Source organism: Enterococcus raffinosus, assembly GCF_001886185.1.
GTDB lineage: Bacteria > Bacillota > Bacilli > Lactobacillales > Enterococcaceae > Enterococcus_A > Enterococcus_A raffinosus.
Window position 1 is genome coordinate 26,789 of record NZ_JXLA01000017.1, and the last position, 18,483, is coordinate 45,271.

The 18,483-nt window shown below is 36.0% G+C and carries 13 protein-coding genes; 2 read left to right on the forward strand and 11 right to left on the reverse strand.

Annotated features, from left to right (window positions below; translation table 11 throughout):
* Positions 1–12 precede the first annotated feature (12 nt).
* Both RV13_RS10695 and pflB read right to left on the reverse strand, forming a co-directional pair.
* A complete protein-coding gene (locus RV13_RS10695) occupies positions 13–1,422 on the reverse strand; it encodes a L,D-transpeptidase (RefSeq protein ID WP_010746835.1) in 1,410 nt (469 codons plus the stop codon).
* 181 nt (positions 1,423–1,603) lie between these two features.
* Positions 1,604–3,901, reverse strand: coding sequence for a formate C-acetyltransferase (pflB, locus tag RV13_RS10700; RefSeq protein ID WP_010746836.1), 2,298 nt, complete (start codon positions 3,899–3,901; stop codon positions 1,604–1,606).
* 647 nt (positions 3,902–4,548) lie between these two features.
* On the opposite strand from pflB, the gene RV13_RS10705 reads away from it, so the two are divergent.
* Positions 4,549–6,003, forward strand: coding sequence for a helix-turn-helix domain-containing protein (locus tag RV13_RS10705; protein ID WP_010746837.1), 1,455 nt, complete (start codon positions 4,549–4,551; stop codon positions 6,001–6,003).
* A gap of 29 nt (positions 6,004–6,032) precedes the next feature.
* On the opposite strand, the gene gad is transcribed toward RV13_RS10705, so the two are convergent.
* The 6 genes from gad to RV13_RS10735 all read right to left on the reverse strand — a co-directional run bounded on the left by gad (position 6,033) and on the right by RV13_RS10735 (position 14,251).
* Complete coding sequence (gene gad / locus RV13_RS10710; protein ID WP_010746838.1) at positions 6,033–7,433, reverse strand: glutamate decarboxylase; 1,401 nt, start codon at positions 7,431–7,433, stop codon at positions 6,033–6,035.
* Positions 7,434–7,460: 27 nt separating this feature from the next.
* Positions 7,461–8,972 (reverse strand): glutamate/gamma-aminobutyrate antiporter, encoded by a 1,512-nt coding sequence (gene gadC / locus RV13_RS10715; RefSeq protein ID WP_010746839.1) that lies wholly within the window; start codon positions 8,970–8,972, stop codon positions 7,461–7,463.
* Positions 8,973–9,231: 259 nt separating this feature from the next.
* Positions 9,232–9,930: a helix-turn-helix domain-containing protein gene (locus RV13_RS10720; RefSeq protein ID WP_010746840.1), complete on the reverse strand. Its 699-nt coding sequence runs from the start codon at positions 9,928–9,930 to the stop codon at positions 9,232–9,234.
* Positions 9,931–9,994: 64 nt separating this feature from the next.
* Positions 9,995–10,564, reverse strand: a complete 570-nt coding sequence (locus RV13_RS10725) for a hypothetical protein (protein WP_010746841.1) — start codon at positions 10,562–10,564, stop codon at positions 9,995–9,997.
* Positions 10,565–11,831: 1,267 nt separating this feature from the next.
* Positions 11,832–12,539 carry a helix-turn-helix domain-containing protein gene (locus RV13_RS10730; protein WP_010746842.1) on the reverse strand — a complete coding sequence of 236 codons (708 nt, stop codon included), beginning with the start codon at positions 12,537–12,539 and terminating at the stop codon, positions 11,832–11,834.
* 398 nt (positions 12,540–12,937) lie between these two features.
* Positions 12,938–14,251, reverse strand: a complete 1,314-nt coding sequence (locus RV13_RS10735; protein WP_010746843.1) for an NCS2 family permease — start codon at positions 14,249–14,251, stop codon at positions 12,938–12,940.
* Between the two features lie 357 nt (positions 14,252–14,608).
* Here RV13_RS10735 and RV13_RS10740 point away from each other — a divergent pair, with 357 nt between their 5' ends.
* The gene (locus RV13_RS10740; RefSeq protein ID WP_028020479.1) at positions 14,609–15,520 is read left to right on the forward strand and encodes a prenyltransferase; all 912 of its coding nucleotides are present in this window, start codon (positions 14,609–14,611) and stop codon (positions 15,518–15,520) included.
* A gap of 44 nt (positions 15,521–15,564) precedes the next feature.
* On the opposite strand, the gene RV13_RS10745 is transcribed toward RV13_RS10740, so the two are convergent.
* The 3 genes from RV13_RS10745 to RV13_RS10755 all read right to left on the reverse strand — a co-directional run bounded on the left by RV13_RS10745 (position 15,565) and on the right by RV13_RS10755 (position 18,479).
* Positions 15,565–16,341 carry a DeoR/GlpR family DNA-binding transcription regulator gene (locus RV13_RS10745; protein ID WP_010746845.1) on the reverse strand — a complete coding sequence of 259 codons (777 nt, stop codon included), beginning with the start codon at positions 16,339–16,341 and terminating at the stop codon, positions 15,565–15,567.
* A 68-nt stretch (positions 16,342–16,409) separates the two neighbouring features.
* Entirely contained in the window at positions 16,410–17,456 is a 1,047-nt protein-coding gene (locus tag RV13_RS10750; protein ID WP_010746846.1) for an alcohol dehydrogenase catalytic domain-containing protein, read from the reverse strand.
* Positions 17,457–18,479, reverse strand: a complete 1,023-nt coding sequence (locus RV13_RS10755; RefSeq protein ID WP_010746847.1) for a Gfo/Idh/MocA family oxidoreductase — start codon at positions 18,477–18,479, stop codon at positions 17,457–17,459.
* Positions 18,480–18,483: the final 4 nt, after the last annotated feature.

Genomic DNA, 18,483 nt, shown 5'->3' on the forward strand with positions numbered 1-18,483 from the left:
CGGCTGAACCACTTAAATTTCTGTTCCATATTCTACTGGCTTATCAAATTCACCTGGAGCATCATCATAGATATGACCATATATGAATACTGGCATGCCAATATAGCTATATTCATAAATTTCCGCTACCTTGGCTTTTGGTGTATTTACACAGCCGTAACTGCCTAGGTCCGTCTGATAGGCACCTGGCTGACCAAAATATTGTAATTTATGGTCTGTGTCATGAAGGCCGATTTCAGTAATCGTTTGTCCATAACTTAACAACGGCATCCAGTAATCTACTGGCACATTGTAAGTCCCATCTCCTGTTGTCAAAACACCACTTAAATCGACATTACGTCGTTTATCCATAATGGTATGAAACCCAGGGACAGTCGCTGTGCCTTTATTGTATCGTCCAGTAATCACGTCTGTTTCAACAACCAGCTTTCCCTTATTGAAACAGTACATTTTTTGATTGTCTAAATCAACTTCTATGTAATTTTTAGTTATGTGAAGCGGTTGTTTTTTTGTATCTCCCTTTAAAACGAGTGGAATCGTTTTTGTATCAGACTTCTTTAGTGCTTTGGTTATTTTTTTTGTAGATTCTTTGATGTCAATAAACCAGCCATAATTTCCTACATTTTTGTATTGTAGATGTTGTCCATGAATATTGGTGAAATCAACTGATTTGTATATCGTGGAATATTCTCGTTCTAAATCCGCTACCCATTCTGTAATCAAAGCTTGATCAAAATTCCCTTGGTCATCAATTGAATTTGCTAACATTTGCTCTGTTAATGGAATCTTTTTTTTATTGAGCTTTAGCATGATCCCCCGATCTTTCACTGTTTCCAACTTTTGCGGGATTTTTTTTCGTTTTAAATCTTTTGCGGTGAGCTCTGGCTCACGATAAAAATCAGCTAAATCATACGCTGCTTGCAAATTCCCCTCATCGAATGCTTTAGAGAGCTCTTTACGGATACGAACAGAATCAACCACTGTTCCACTTTTTTCTGGAATAATTTGAAATTTTTTATCTTTATAGATAATTTTTGCATCTTTTGCTTCCTTCCCGCCAAGAAAAGAAGCAGCGTTAACAGCTTGAATTAACTCTTCCTTCGCTTCTTTTTTATAAGGTAGACTAAATTCTCCTTTGCGAATATTCTTTTTCAAATATTCCTTTTGAATCCTGTAAGGAGAAGTGATTTGAAGTTTCACTGTTTGGTTTTCACCAGTCAATCTAATCTCGACCTGTTTCGTTTCTTGTCTGATTTTTTTTTCAGCTTTATTGATTGACAAACCACCAACAGCGACATTCGCAACTGTCGAACCAAAATAAAAATGCGAACCAAAATAAACAAAAATTAGCATTAAAACCGTCATTGCCCCCGCAACAACACCAACAATACGCAGCACTACTCGATTTTCATGCTCTCCCAACCCTTATCACCTTCTTATCATGCCAATAATTACTCACATTATAAATCAAATAACCATTTTTTTACTCTTAAATCATAATTATTAATATTTTTTAACATTTTTGGTAAAAAAAGATTCTGAAGCGCAATAATGAGCTTCAGAATCTTTTAAAAAATCTTTTTTACTAAAAATATAATTATTTTTACATTTTTGTATGATCCGTACGTGAAATAACATCTCGACGTTGTTCTGGTGTCAAGTCACGGAACTTCACAGCATATCCGGATACACGAATGGTAAAGTTTGCATATTTCGGATTGTCGATATCTTTATCCATTTCTTCTAGTAACTCACGGCCAAAGACGTTGACATTCAAGTGATAGCCTCCTTTATCAAAGTAGCCATCTAATACTTGGCGTAAATTATCTACTTGCATTGACTCGTCATCTGTCCGACCTAAAGCACCTGGGTTGATTGTTTGAGTATCAGAAATTCCATCTTGCGCACAAGAGTAATTCAATTTAGCCGTTGAGTTTAATGAAGCCAATAAGCCATTTTTCTCACCTAAGAATTTACCATCTTGATAGCTTGGGTTAGCACCTGGCGCTAAAGGTTTACCTGCACGACGGCCATCCGGTGTATTCCCAGTATTTTTTCCGTAAACAACATTTGAAGTAATCGTTAGTAATGACAATGTTGGCGTTGAATCACGGTAAGTGTGTTGGCGTTTGATTTGCGTCATGAAATATTCAAGAATCCAGTTTGCCATTTCGTCTGCTTCGTCATTATCATTTCCGTAAGTTGGAAATTCATTTTGCGGGATATAGTCAATCGCTAGGCCATCTTCATCACGAATTACTTTTACATTTCCGTGTTTGATTGCCATCAATGAATCTGTCGCATGAGAAATACCCGCGATTCCTGTCGCAAAAGTACGTTTCAAATCAGTATCCATTAATGCTAATTGTGGTGCTTCATAGGCATATTTGTCATGCATGTAGTGAATAACATTTAAGGTATTTACATACAATTCAGCTAACCAATCTAAGACGTCTTTATAGCTTTCCATAAATTGATCAAAGTCAATGCTATCACCTTCTAATGGACGGAAACGTGGACCAACTTGCATCTTGGTCATTTCATCAACACCGCCATTGATTGCATAAAGGACTGCCTTCGCCAAGTTCGCACGAGCACCAAAGAATTGCATATCTTTACCGATTACAGTAGCGGACACACAGCAGGCAATTGCCGCATCGTCTGAACCCCAGTATTGACGTAATAAGTCATCATTTTCTAATTGAATAGAAGAACTTTGCTTCGCAACTTTTGCTGCATAGGTACGGAATCCTTCTGGTAAATGAGAAGAGTATAGTACTGTCAAGTTTGGTTCTGGTGAAGGTCCCATATTCGTTAATGTGTGTAGGATACGGAAATCATTTTTCGTTACTAATGAAGTCCCATCCATATTCATTCCTGCTAATGATAAGGTTGCCCAAATTGGATAACCAGAGAATAATTGATTGTATTCTGGTGTCCGAGCAAATTTTACCATGCGTAATTTCATAATCAAATGATCGATCATTTCTTGTGCTTCGAACTCAGTGATTACACCACGATCTAAATCGCGTTGAATATAAATATCCAAGAATGCAGAAATACGTCCAATTGACATTGCCGCACCATTCTGTGATTTGATTGCCGCAAGATAACCAAAGTATAACCATTGGATCGCTTCTTGTGCATTGCTCGCTGGTTTTGAAATGTCATAACCATAGCTTGCTGCCATTTCCTTCATATCTGCTAATGCACGGAATTGTTCAGAAACTTCTTCACGTAATTGGATGACATCGTTAGTCATCACTTTGCTACCAACGTTTTTCCAGTCTTTTTTCTTTTCTTTCATTAAGAAATCAATTCCGTATAAAGCAACACGACGATAGTCGCCGATGATACGTCCACGACCATATGCATCTGGCAAACCTGTAATAATTTTATTTTTACGCGCTAAACGCATTTCGTCTGTGTATGCATCAAAAACACCTTGGTTATGTGTTTTACGCCATTTGTTAAAGATGAATGACATTTCATCATCCACCTCATAGCCATTTGATTCTAAGGCTTTATTAGCCATATTGATTCCGCCAAAAGGCATGAATGCTTGTTTTAGAGGGACATCTGTCTGTAAACCAACAATTTTTTCCTCTTCTTTAATCAAGTAGCCAGGTTCGTGAGAAGTAATCGTTGCAGGAACATTATTGTCCATGTCGTAAACACCATTTTGCTTGTGCTGTACTTCAAAAAGCTCCTGTAATTTTTCCCATAATTTTTCAGTACTTGGTGCGGCACCTTCTAAAAAGCTGTCATCACCTTTGTACTCTTTATAATTACGTTTGATAAAGTCTAACGTGTTAACCTCATGCTGCCAGCGTCCTTCGTTAAAACCTTCCCAAGGATTTTCAGTTTGTTTAACAGTTTTTTTGATTGTTGTAGTTTCCATAAGCGCACTCCTTTGTTAAATAGTTTCAAAATAATTTAAAATGATTATAACAAAGGAATCTGTTTTAAGAAAGGGCTTTTTTACACTCTCTTATTCGAAAATCCTTTTAAAATAATGATAATTATCTTATCTCTATTTACTATCTGTTACAATTTTCACTATAACAGAAATGATAATTGATAATGACAGTTTCTACTTGATAGTGAATTTTGCTCACCATTCCACAATACTATCCATTTATGAAATTGAAAAACAGAGGACTGATACAGGACCTTTTGTGAATTTTTTTCATTTCTAAACTCTCATAAAAGGAAAAATTTTTCCGAAAATAAAATTTATCTCATTATTATGGCATAATTTTCTCATCTTACCGAAAAGCTCTTCTGCTGTTATTCTATATAGAGAAAAGTTTTTTTTAGCCACTCGAAATCCTAATTGAAAGTTATTCATCGCCTAGAATAATTATCAATTGAAAATAACTAACTCTTATTTAAAAATACTCATAAGATAATCGCTAGATGTTATCATAGCTCATTTTGATAGTATATCTAAAAAAACAGCAAATTATTTCAACTAGAAATATCCAAATAAATTAAATTGGTATACAATACCAAACGTATGTGTTTTTCAAAAAAGGGAGGTACTTTATGTTAGAAAGGTACATTGAAAAAAATATTTTTCGTCAAGTTTATCTTTGCCAACAATTGTATCAAAAGAAGGAAGTCTTTTTAAAAAGCATGGCAGAACGTTTGGATGTATGTTCTATTACAATCAATAATGATTTAGATGCACTAAAGGAATCTTTTGAACAGGAGATCCTTATATTCGAACGAACAAGGAACTCTTGTAAGGTATCCTTTGATCCTGCGTTTTCATTATTAGAATTATCGCAACGAATTTACCGTCGATCAGATTTTCTGCGTGTACTCAATGATTTCTTAGTAGGAAATACTCATTGGACAGAAATCGCAGAAAAAGAATTTCTCTCTACTAGTAAGATCTATCAAATTCGTACGAATATTTTTTCTTTTGCTAAAGAATTAGGCTATTTAGATTCAAATAATGCGATTCAAGTACCTGAAAAAGATCTTCGCTACCTACTTCTGGCTATCTCCAGAGCCACTGGCGACCGCTCTGCTATTCCATTCAACAAAATGATTGCTGCTGGAGCAGAGGAACTGATTGACTATGTTGAATCGCATTTTTTTGCGCGTGATTATCCTAAAAGTGAACGAGAAATCATTGTTTTAGGCACCCAATTAAGTAGTCAAAGGGCACGACAATTTCCTATCATTTTTTCGGAGGATGAGAAGAAAACGGCTCGACAAACACCTTTATTCGGATTGATTCAAGCAGGTATAAAAAATTTACAGTCATCAATTTGTGTAAATGAAGACGAGTTGTTTTTTATTTATTCTCTTTTCAATGCTAGAAATTATCTTTGCAACAACTTGGAACTACTACAAAAAGATTTTGAAGTCGTCTATCAAAATCATATTCAACGGTATCCGGAAATAGAGGAGTTGCTTCAGCAATTTCATTTCTCTTTAAATATTCCCCTCGAAAATGAACTGCTTTTGAAAAAAGCCTTTTTACCTTTTATTCGATCTGCTTGGGCCAACATGCAGCTTTTTCAACCTGATCTAATTTATTTATTAGACGTAGAACAAAAAGAACTTTATCAAACCGTGCAAACTATTTTAATTGATTGGTCAACACGTTATCGACCAAACATTCATTGGAATGACAATTTTATCCGGAAAATGACTCTTACGCTCGATCTGTTACGAAAAAATACTTTTGATGAAAAAATTGAGCTATACATTGTAGCTCCCACTGATTTCAACTTTTTGTATTATCGAAAGCAGCTAGAAAATTTACTTGATGATCATTTTACTATTAGCAATATGATTTACAACACTCTAAACGAAGTTGTAGACGATGTCTTTTTCTGTTCAAAAAGGATCATTGTTTGTGATACGGCGCTTTATCAAGCGGATCTGGGCAGCGAAAATACATTGATCTATCCTGTATCCTTGCAAACGATCAACAATACTTGCTATGAGATTAACCAACTTGTGCGACCAATTGAAAAAGCCTGAAAGGAACATTTCCTTCCAGGCTTCTGTTTTTAATGAGTAAATCCGTAAGTCTTAATTTCTGGTTTTTCATGATAGACCAAATGCGCTTTATCCAACGCTTCAATGGCTTCTTGCATATCTTGCACGTAATCACAAGCCATATTCATACCAAAATCAGCTCGAATAACTAAACGTTGAATAATTTCTTGATCTAAATTTTTAGGAAGTGGATAGGCTGGCACTTGCCATCCCTTCATTAAAAGGCGATCGGCTAAGTCATAAAGAGTCCATTCACGAGTACTATCTTCTTTTAATTTGTAACAAACAATCGGTAATTGTGAACCATCGTTGACGATGTCAAATAAGCCTGTTTCTTCTATAGCATTTGCCAGATACAACGCTACCTTATGTGTACGTTCATGAATGGCCTTATAACCATCAAAGCCATAACGTACAAAATTGTAATATTGTCCAATCAATTGTGCTGCGCTATGAGAAAAGTTAATCGCCATTGTTGGCAACTCGCCTCCTAAATAGCTGACCTTAAAGATTAATTCTTTTGGTAAATAGTGTTGATCCCGCCATAAAACCCAACCAACACCAGGATAAACTAGTCCGTATTTATGACCTGAAGAATTAATTGAGATGACATTCTTCAAACGGAAATCCCAGACTAAATCTGGTTCAGTAAACGGTGCATAAAAACCTCCAGAGGCAGCATCAACATGAATATAGACTTTGTAATCCGTATGTTTATTGTATTCCTCAACTAGATCATTTAAATCCTTGATGTCATCGTAACGGCCGGTATAGGTAATCCCCATAATCCCAACAATACCGATGGTATATTCATCGACATAATCCATGACTTTATCTAAGTTTATTGACATATGGTCTTGGTCTAGAGGTACTTCACGCATTTCAATATCCCAATAAACACAGAATTTTTCCCAACATACTTGATAACCAGATGAAATGACTAAATTAGGTTTTTTAGCATTGAGATCGAGGCCCAATTTTTCAGCACGTTTTCGCCATGCAAATTTCATTGCCATACCGCCCAGCATACATGCCTCTGAAGAACCAATTGTTGAAGTCCCCATAAATTTTTCGTTTTCACTAGCATGCCAAAGATCGGCGATCATATTCACACAACGATTTTCGATTTCAGTCGTACGAGGATATTCAGATTTATCAATCGCATTTTTTTCTAAAGTTTGGCTCATGAGTTTCACTGCTTCTGGTTCCATATACGTTTGACAAAAAGTAGCTAAATTCAACCGAGCATTTCCTTCATCTAACATCTCATCTTGAACCAATTGATAGGCAACACGCGGTTCAATCGATTCTTGATTTAACTTATATTTGGGTAAATCTACTTGTTCACTTTCTGAACCAAAGATTGGTTCTAAATATTCTGCTTCGTCACGATTTTCTTTTCCGTATAACATATGCAATTCCTCCAATAAGTTCGTTTTCTAATGCTTTAATGTATGTTCTTCTTTTTGAACAATCTGGTGTTCACCACGAGCTGCCGGATAGACGGCCGTATTCACATCTCCTGCTTCCATATGAATCGGTTCTTCTATTTTCTTATGTCCTTGCTTATCATGCAGTTCATAAATTACAAATGGCAGAATCACAGTAACTACAAAGCTGATTAACAAAATCACCTGATACGTTCGATCTTCATTCTTCGCTATTGATGCAGGGGGAACAAAAGAAATTAGCAATGCAAAAATGGATAATAAAAATCCGATTCCAGCAATGACTGTTTTCCCAATCGTTTTCCCAGGAACATTATACGTTCGTTTCAAGCCTTTCTTTTTGTACACTAAAACGAAATAACCGATAAAGAATAAAAGATATCCCACTAAATAGATAACGACCGTTAGTGAAATAGCCACTAAGAAAGATAAGTTGTTTCCACCACCGCCAAAAGTCAGTACTGCGCCCCAAATAGTAACAATCACACCTTGGATCATAATTAATGGAACAGGAACGCCATGAGTATTCGTCTTTCTTAAAAAATTAGGCAATAATCCTCGTTGAGCTGCAGCAAACATTCCGCGAGAAGGACCAACTACCCATGAGCTTACTTCTCCCATCACACCAAAAGCGATCATTAAGGCAACGACTTTAACCAGCCAACCTAAATGACTATTAAAATGTAAAATCAATGATTGGAATGTTTGGATCACTCCAGCGCTTAAAGATAGTTCTTTTTGGGGAATCACAGCAGCTACTGAAAAGCCGCCGATCGCATCTAGCGCAATCGCTAAAATCACCAATAGAATCATTGCTAATGGATAATTTTTGCTTGGATTTTCCAATTCATTGATATGTGAAGCGGATGCTTCAACGCCCATATAAGCCAAAATAAAGGAGACAAATACGACCAATGTTGATAGCTGTGAAAAATCTGGAATAAACGCTTTTCTGCTAATAGCAATTTCTATGGGGTTTCCACCAATAAAGTATGCTGCTGCTAGGCCAAATAAAAGCACAGATGGGATAAGAATCCCGATCACAAATCCTGCTTTCGCTATTTTTGCGGTGCGTTGTGTTCCGCCTAATTGCGAGAAGGTTAATCCCCAGAATATGACAAGCAATCCTATATACTTCATTAACGGATCAGTGTTCAATGCTTGAAAATTCAACACGTAGGATAATGCACCCAGAATGAAATAAATCATTGTTACGAATCCCACCGTAATTTGGAACCATTGAAAGAAGATAGCCGCAAAACCAAATCGCTCACCTAACGTTTGACTGACCCAACTAAATATCCCGCCATTTTGCCATCCCTCTACTGTAGACATTTCGGCGGCGCATAAAGCAACTGGTAAAAACCATAAAATTCCACCTAACAATAAAAAGAACACTAAGTGTAACTTCGAAGTCGCAAATGTCGGATACTCGTAAACGGTCAAAACCATTGAAGCCGTTAAAGCAAAAAAGCCGAATAAAGATAATTTTTTCTGATTCATATAAACGCTTCTTTCCCTTTTCTTAAATTCGTTAGCATAATAATGCTTCAGGGAACAAACGACGTAGAATATGGATAAAACATTTTCCAGCACCTCTTTCCTTACAAGGAGAAGTATAATCAGTGTGGGGGGAGCTTTTTTCTTAATTTTTTTCTTTCGAATAAGACAAACTTAAAAAAATATAGAAAATTTTATCGTAAAAAAGCGCTAGAGCTCTCCTCACTTTAGGAGAACTCTAGCGCTTTTCTATTTTTTACAATTACATACTGTATTCCTTAATATGCTCATTCATTAATCCGTTTGGCACATCATGAAGACGGTACCCATTGCCCCAATAAGTAATAATTCGAACATTGTCGATATGAGCATGGGCAATTTTCTTACGGATATTCCCTACCGCCGTCGACATCTGAACCAAACGCGACTTGCTAACTTCATTATTCCAAACCTTATTACATAACTCGTCTCTAGAAATAATCTTGCCGCTGCCTTCAGCTAATGCACCGATAATTTTCTTTTCAATATTATTAAGCGAACTGTAGAAAAGGACTAGATCCTGTTTCTTCATTTCTGATTGTCTTACTAGACCTTTTGAAATGGATTCCTTCTGACCCTCACGTTTATCGCTCAACAATAAGAACTCTCTTAACTCTGTCAGTGTACAATCAATAGATAAGCAATGATTTTCATCTATATTAGGTACTGGTTCATCCGTTCTTCGTAAATAATGCATATCTTTTTCTACAACAATCGGCAAAATCTCATTAAATTCTTGATTTGTCAAGGTTTCACTAAAAATGACAATATCAAAAAGAGACAAAATATCCTCAAAATAATTAGGCTTGTTCACATCAAAAAATTCTTTCAAGACAAAAACTTCATAATCCAAACGCTGCAACTCGTTTTGAAATTCCTGTTCAATGATAATATTTCTAGTTAAAATGATTACTTTTTTCATTTCACTTCACTCCAGTCTTTACTGACTTCTACTTTTGCACCCTTTAACTCCTACCAACGTTTCTTCAATTGCTACTATTTACTGATTTAATAGATTGCACACGGTTTTCAGCTTGTTGAATAATCGTGCGACTTAATCTCGTTGCCTCTAACAACGTATCTGCAGCGTCCGCTCTTGTAAATAATTCTAAGTCAGGATTTCCTTCTTTTTGAAATAGATAATCAAACAACGCTTCACTTTTATCATGTTCATACATATATTGTTCTAACAACCGATCGTATTTTTCTTGTAATTCCTTTACATTCTGATCGCCTTTGTTCCCTTTAGAACGTTTCTCCATTTCCTTTTGGAAAAGCCTTCCTCGTAAAATAAAGCGACGCCTATCTAAATTGTCCTTGTTATGGTAGACCACTTCATCTTGAGTTGGAGGCAATTGCGTTTCCTCTAACTGTTTTGTTATTTCCTTCAAGCGATAACGATATGCCGAAACCTTCTCTTCTAAAGCTCCCCGGATTCCCTCCAGCTTTTTCACTTGATTCAACAATTCTTCATTTCTATCTTCTAACAATTGAACTTTACTTAAAACTTTTCCATTAATGCTCTCTTTTAATTTAGAATCATCCAAAATTTCCAACCTAGCCTCATCTCTCTTCTTTGTGATTAAGATTAAAAAATTTTCTTCTTTATGTATGAATTTTGACTTATTATGTAAAAACTTCGTCTCTCTTCCGAATAAGCAACATTCATTAATGAAATCATTTGAAGCTTATCTTCTATTTACTAACCTTTGATTTTTGAACTATTTTTTCTTCTCCTCCCTCTCAATCTGGTACCTTTAGAAAAAAAGATGCAGCTCCATTTTTTGTCCTTTTTTCAATCAATAAAATATTCATTTTCTATTTGAATTGATTGATGACTATGGAAGCTAAGTAAAGAAGCAGAATCTCGAGCGTAATAACTATCAAACGCTTAGACAACAAAACTGTCTTCTCTACTCCGATTCAAATCGAATAAAAATTATTTTTATTTTAAATAAATAATTTTTATGTTTTATTATACATCTATTTTTAAAAAATTATAAAATATTTTTTATAATAAATCAACAGCATATTAACTTTTAGAGAAACCTTTTTTTTAAAATGAATTTTGCTTAGCGAAATTTTTAATCGTTTACACATTTTAAATTTGTTTACTAAAATCTATTCGGAACTTAACATAAATAGCTATATAATAATAATTATCTGTAAATAATCCCTCTGTAACAAGAAAAATATTTAGTATCTAAATCTACTCCTGAAGAAAAAATAGGTAAAAACGTACTTTTTTACAATCGCAAACCACTCAATAAATTTTAATATAATTATTTTAAAAATAATTTTTTGAGACATTATTCAAGATGTATCGATTGGTTTTTTATACACTTATATTCAATATTTATTAATTTAGCTTTTTAAACCATCACTTATCTTCACACAAATATAATTCACCTTCTTTTTATAGTCATTCTAATCTTCGCGAACGGTTCTAATATAATAAAATTATAATCAACATTTTTTAGTCAAATAAACCGCTTTATCATCGTATTCACTGAAAGTAAAAATTGTAGATTTCTTGCTAGCATTGACTCTTTTATTACTTAATAAAGAGTTTATTACAATATTTTAGCCCTGTATCATTAATAGAAGCATCACTATATATCATTTCTGTCAGATTAATTATATTATTTTGACAATTATCAGTGCATTAATATAAACTTTTCTCTTTTCAATATTCTGAGAGATATACGACTGGATAAACGACAAAAAAAACGATCTTTGTCTCGTTGTTTCGAAACAAAAATCGCTTATTGAGCTTTATCAAATGATTCATAGCAAATTGTCTATTTGCAGTTTTTCCATGTGTTAGTGCACTGAAGTTTCTTGTAAGACAACATAGTCATTCTCTAAGTATTCAAAAAACTTTTTATTTAAACGGTAGCCCTGTCCCCAAACGGTCTGAATCGCTTCATCGCCAAAGCGGTTTTCTAGCTTTTCATTCACTTTTGATACAACCTTTGAAAGACTTGCTAAAACTGATTTCGTTGGTTCTTTTTCCCATATCTCACGACTTATTTCTTCCCTAGGTACTGTTCGGTCACCCGATTGAATCAAGTAATAAACAATTTCTTTTTGCTTCAGCTTCAAATTCAATTCTGATAACCTTTGTTTAACACTCACCTGCTGAACATGAGCAGCATCTTTGGAGGCCAAACTTGATAGTTCTGCAATTAACAAGTTTTCACGTAATCGTTCTAAATCAGAGTTCACTGGAAGCCACGCATCAAATGGTGCAGGATCTTTCTCATCATGATTCCCGTTTATTGCTCGACGAAATAGTTTTATCCCCTCTTCTTGAGGTAAATACTTGATCACTTCGTATGCCTCTACATCATAAAGTGTTTCACTAAAAATAATGCCTTCAAACTGATTGAAGAAACTTTTATCAAAAGAATTTCTCTTTAGTTTTGTCATCAAATTAGCAGAACAATAAACCTCATTTCCTAACTGTTTCAATTGTTTTTCAAAATTTTCTTCATACAATGGAACCTTCGTTAAAAGCAATAATTGCATAGTTTGTTTCCTCCTTAAAAATACCCTTCCAGTCTTGCGAATACCAATAATGGAATCACTCATTAATAAATTTCGAAAATTAATCTGAATTTTCATTAATTGTCGCATAAAAGAAAAATAATCACACGATTCAATTATATTATACTGTTAATTTTAGGTCAATTTTTAATTTCATATAACAAAAACATAAGTGATGAAATTAGTAAGCATAAAATACATCTGATCCCTTCAATTAAATAATGTTTTAAACAAAACAAGATTCAAAAAGAGGTATTAACGGTATTTAAAACACAACATTTAAAGCTAAAAATAAAAAAATGGTCATTAAATGAATTTATAACACAATAAAACCGCTCATTCTTCGACAAGCAAAAAATGAGCGGTTCCTCCAACTTCCATTATTTCACGTTTAGTATCCACATAAATCCAATAAAGACGAAGAAAAGCCCGTACATGATTGGAGAGACTTCCTTCCCACGCTTAGCAGCGATCATCGTGATAGGATAGAAAATGAAGCCTAGTGCAATTCCATCAGAAATACTGTAGGTTAACGGCATGCCAATCAAAATCAAAAATGAAGGGATGGCGATTTCTAACTGATCCCATTTGATTTGTCGCAACGATTGTGCCATCAATACACCGACAATAATCAAAGCTGGTGCTGTAACCTGTGATGTAACTACCGATAATAATGGTGAGAAAAACAATCCAAAGATAAAGAAAATTCCTGTCGTAATAGCTGTGAGTCCTGAACGGCCACCAACAGCGATACCTGCAGATGATTCAACATAGGCACCAACTGGCGACGTTCCTAATAATGATCCAGCTAACATGGCTGTTGAGTCAGAAGCTAAAGCTTTTCCAACCCTCGGCATTTTATTGTCTTTCATAAAGCCCGCTTGATTCGCTAAGCCGACTAGTGTCCCAGCTGTATCAAAGAATGTCACTAATAAAAAGGTGAGTACAACGACCCATAGCTGAAGCGTATTGATATCTTTCACGTGTTTCAAAGCCACTAAAAAGGTTGGCTTCAGACTAGGGGCAGCTGAAATAATTTGAGTCGGTGCCTGGATCAAACCTGTAATTAATCCTAATAAAGTTGTTGCGACCATTCCTATAAAAATCCCGCCAGGAGCCCGTCGCACCATTAAAATAGCTGTTACAATCAAACCGAAGATTGTTAGCCATGTTGTGCCCACACTCATTGAACCCAACCCAACCAATGTCGATTTGTTTGCAACGATAATACCACCTTCGCTCAATCCTAAAAAAGCAATGAACAAACCAATTCCTCCAGAAATGGCAAACTTTAAATCTGCTGGAATAGCATCAATAATCATTTCCCGCAATTTGAAGATCGTAATTAAAATAAAAATCAGCGATGCGACAAAAACCCCTGCCAATGCTGTTTCCCAACGAATGCCCATACCAATACAAACGGAATACGCAAAAAAAGCATTGATTCCTAGTGCTGGTGCCGTAGCAATTGGATAACGGGCAAGTACACCCATCAAAATACACCCTAATGCACTCGCTAAGGCAGTTGCAGTAAATACTGCACCTTCATCCATCCCAGAGGCACCTAGCACACTGGGATTGACAAAAAGAATATAGGCCATCGAAATAAAAGTAGTAAACCCTGCTAAAACCTCTCTTTTTACTGTTGTATTCAATTTCTCAAGTTCAAAATAGGAACTTATTTTCCCTCTCATGATGCTCCCCCTAAAATCTAATAATGTTCGTGAAATAATTGCTTGTTTTTTTAAACAACGAGGTCAATCATATAATAAACGCCATAATATGTAAACAATAATTTGTAAATAAGCCTAAACACGAACATTCGATAGGAAAACAACCGATTTCATCGAAACCCATTCTGTCTCTTTAAACAAACTATTGGACAAAATTCCTAAACCTCGCTATTTTTGAAAAGGACTTCTCTATTCTTTTAATAATGATGGTCTTTTAACTTCGTTATAGGAAGTCACATGTTTGCCATCTTACTAGTAACGAAAAGCTTCTCTGTTCATTTACACCATCATCATAAGTACAGCAAAAGGAGAATTATTTTGAAACAACTTACCTTTAAACAATTTTGGGAATTATCCGAAATTTACACTGCGCCATTAAATCTATTTATTATTTTACTAGGATATGCTATCGCCAAGTATCAATTCGATAGTCTGCCAAGTCCCGAATTCTTTTTATTTGTTTTGATTATCGTGATGTTTCATATTACCGTGAACGTCTTTAACCATTATATGGACTATCGAAATGCCTCTGATGAAAACTATAAGCAACAAACCAACATCATCGGACGGGATCACTTGGATCTAGGCTTTGTACGAAATTTTTATTTATTTAATCTATTGGTTTCTTTTTTATTAGGATTACTATTGGTTTGGCGAACGAATTGGGTTATAGGGGTTTTAGGAGTAATTGGTTTTTATATTGGTTTATTCTATTCGTATGGTCGGCGTCCGTTAAACAGCTTGCCCATCGCTGAAGCCTTGACTGGTACCGCCAGCGGTTTTTTTATTCCTGTAATTAGCTATTATCTCGCAGTATACCAATCTCATGCAATCACTTTGGCAATAATCGGCAAAGTATTCCTGATTAGCCTGCCCTTAGTATTGATGATGTTCAATAATTTGTTAGCCAATAATACCTGTGATTTAGAAGAGGATATTGAAAACCATCGCAAAACACTGGTCTATTATTTAGGCAAACCGTTAGCAGTAAAAGTATTGTCTAGCGTCTATGTATTTAGCTTTATTTGGTTAATTATTTTGGTCATTGCGGGATTGGCGCCTTGGACAGTACTATTTTTACTTTTCCTTTTTCCAAAAAATTGGCAGAGCCTAAAAAAATATCGGGTGTTGCAGGATAAGAAAACAACGTTTCCGATCGTTTTGAAAGCCATGTCTGTAATCATGGTACTCTATCCAATACTTTATTTTATCGGTTCTTTTTTTGCATAGTTAAAAACCTGCCAATTCCTTAAAGAATTAGGCAGGCTTTTTTTTCATACCCTTAATAAATTGATTTTTAACGCTTCGATATCTGCCTGCTGCTCTCCTGTAATATGAAAATCTGTAATCAGATAATCACATTCGTCGGGTTTGGCAAACCGTTTGAAACTTCGCTGATTGATCTTGCTAGACTCACACAACACGATTTTTATTCGTCCAATGTTTAGTAGGCTTTTTTTCATTTCTGCTGTTTCATAATTAGGCGTCGAATACCCATAACTCTTATCAAAAGAAGTGGTTCCAAGAATAATTTTATCTACAGAAAATCCTGCTAAACCAAGAGCTACAGAACTTCCAGAAACATATGGATACCCATTGCGGATCGCTCCGCCAATAACTTGTACCTGATAATTTGTTTTTTCGCTTAACAATAAGGCAATCTCCAAATCGTATGTCAAAATCGTTAAACGCTTTAACGAACTATTGATCAATTTCTCTGCAAAGGCTCTACAAGAGGTTCCTGTATCAATCGCCAAAATATCATTTTCTTCAATCAACTTGACCGCTCGCTCAGCAATCCGATATTTTTCATTTGTGAGTTCACGACTCTTAGGAATAATTTCAACACTCCGTTGAAAATCACGCTTGATCACACCTCCGTGTGTTCGAGTCACTAATCCCTCATTTTCAAGCTCACGCAAGTCATTTCGAATCGTTGATCCTGTGACGTTAAAAATATCGGCTAACTCCGCAACTTGCATGCGATTCTTTTCGTTGACTAGATTCACGATGGACTGCTTCCGTTCCTCTGCGTATAATTGATCATCCATTTTTAATCACCTTTTTGTGTTTTGTTTCATTATAAAAGAAACTGAAAATGTAAGCAATTAAACTAAAATTATTCTTTGAAGACAATCACGTTTTTTAACCCAATTGCTTTTTTAGCATTGTCTAAGGCTTCATCAAATTGATCGATTGAATAGCGTTTTGTGATCAGTTCCTTCAGGGGAATTCTTCCACTGGCAACCAATTGAGCAGAGGTTCGATACCCCATCAAACTTGCACGAGTACAGCCAAAAACTCTTAATTGTTTATAATGCAGGATATTCGTATTTAGTTTAACTTCTTCTTTTTCCTTAGGAAGTCCGCCAAAGAATAGGCAGCGGCCATTCATTGCCATATAGTTGAAGCTGGCTTCTTGTGCCTGTGGTGCCGGTGCCGCAATAATGCAGAGGTCAACGCCCTGATGATTAGTTTCAGCAGAAATTTTCTCCTGTAAATTCTCTGAAGTCAGTGGAATCAAATCGGGAATCATTTTTTTCGCATCCGCCAGCCGACTTTCCGATAGGTCATTCATCATCACTTTTCCGGCACCTCTAGCTCGCGCTAACATCGCGTGCATGATCCCGATTGGTCCTGACCCAATGATCAACACATGATCTCCAGGCTTGTTTCCAGCAATCTCCTGTCCATTAAATACACAACTAAAAGGTTCAATTAATGCCGCTTCTTCATAAGACAAAGCGTCTGGTATCAACGAGATATTGCCTTGGCGTACAGCTTTCTCAGGAATAACTAAGTACTCAGCAAATCCTCCTGGCAAATTGATCCCGAAGGCTTCGTAACTGTCACATAAATGTGTATTTCCACTGACGCATTGATCACATATCCCACAGCCCATATTCGGAGCGATTGCAACTCTCATCCCTTTTTTATAAAAATTAACAGAAGCTCCAACTTCAACAATATCCCCTGAGATCTCATGACCTAAAGTTAAGGGTGTTTCTTCACTTGCGGTAGGATATCCATTCTTGTACATGCGAACATCCGTCCCGCAGATGGATGCTGCTCTCACCTTTATCAGAACTTCTTTTTCAGCTATCTCTGGTTTAGCCAGTTCGCTCAATTGAATCTTTTCTTTTCCTAATAATTGGATTGCTTTCATTTATCCTTCCACCTCGACAATTCTATTTTCCAGCAGTGAAGTTAAGCCGGCATTGACCAACCGAACGGACATTAAGCCATCGTGACCTGTACACTTAGGTGTCGTGTCATTCAAAATGCAATCAATAAAGGCCTGATCTTCAGCTACATAAGCTTCTCTAAACAAGTACATCCAGCTGTGCATTGTTGGTTGGGTCAGTTTCTGATCACTTGTCGCGACTACAATGTTATGCTTCCCTTGATCACCAACCAAAATACTTCCTTTAGTCCCAAGAATCTCCGTACGCGCATCATATCCATATTGAACATACTGTGCCCCATCAATCAGACCCAGCTTGCCATCTTCAAAACGCAGGTTCATCGCTACCGTATCATAATAATCAGGAAACTGATCGCTTACCTCTGGTGAACGATAATTGCCGCCATTCGCATAAATACTTTTCACTTCACTGCCAGTCAACCAGCGCAAGGTATCTAAATCATGACTGTTCACCTCGCCAATTGGTCCATTGCTTTTATGGATATCGAACATCCAAGGCTTTGGTTCACTCGGTCCGTGGGTTAAGGATTTCACCAAGACAACCTCACCGATCGCACCAGAATCCACGACTCTTTTTGCTTCCTGAAAACTTGCATCGAAACGTCGCATAAATCCAACCTGCAGCTTCACTTGATTTTCCTCTGCCGCTTGGATCATTTCCAAACATTCCGCTTCATCCATTGCTAAAGGTTTCTCACATAAAATGTGCTTTTTCGCCGCAGCAGCTGCCAGTGCGATCTCCTTATGGTGGACCGTCGGTGTAACAATCACAACAGCATCAATCTCTGGGGTTTCCATCACTTCCCGATAATCCTCGTAAAGATATTGGCAATCTACTTCTTTTTGAGCCAGCTCCAAGCTTTCTTTTGAAGGATCACACAAAGCGATCAATTTTGCATTTTCAATTCGGCGAGCGAAGTTTTTTCCATGGATCATTCCTGCTCTGCCAGTACCTATCAAACAAATGTTAACCAATTTTGACATGCCA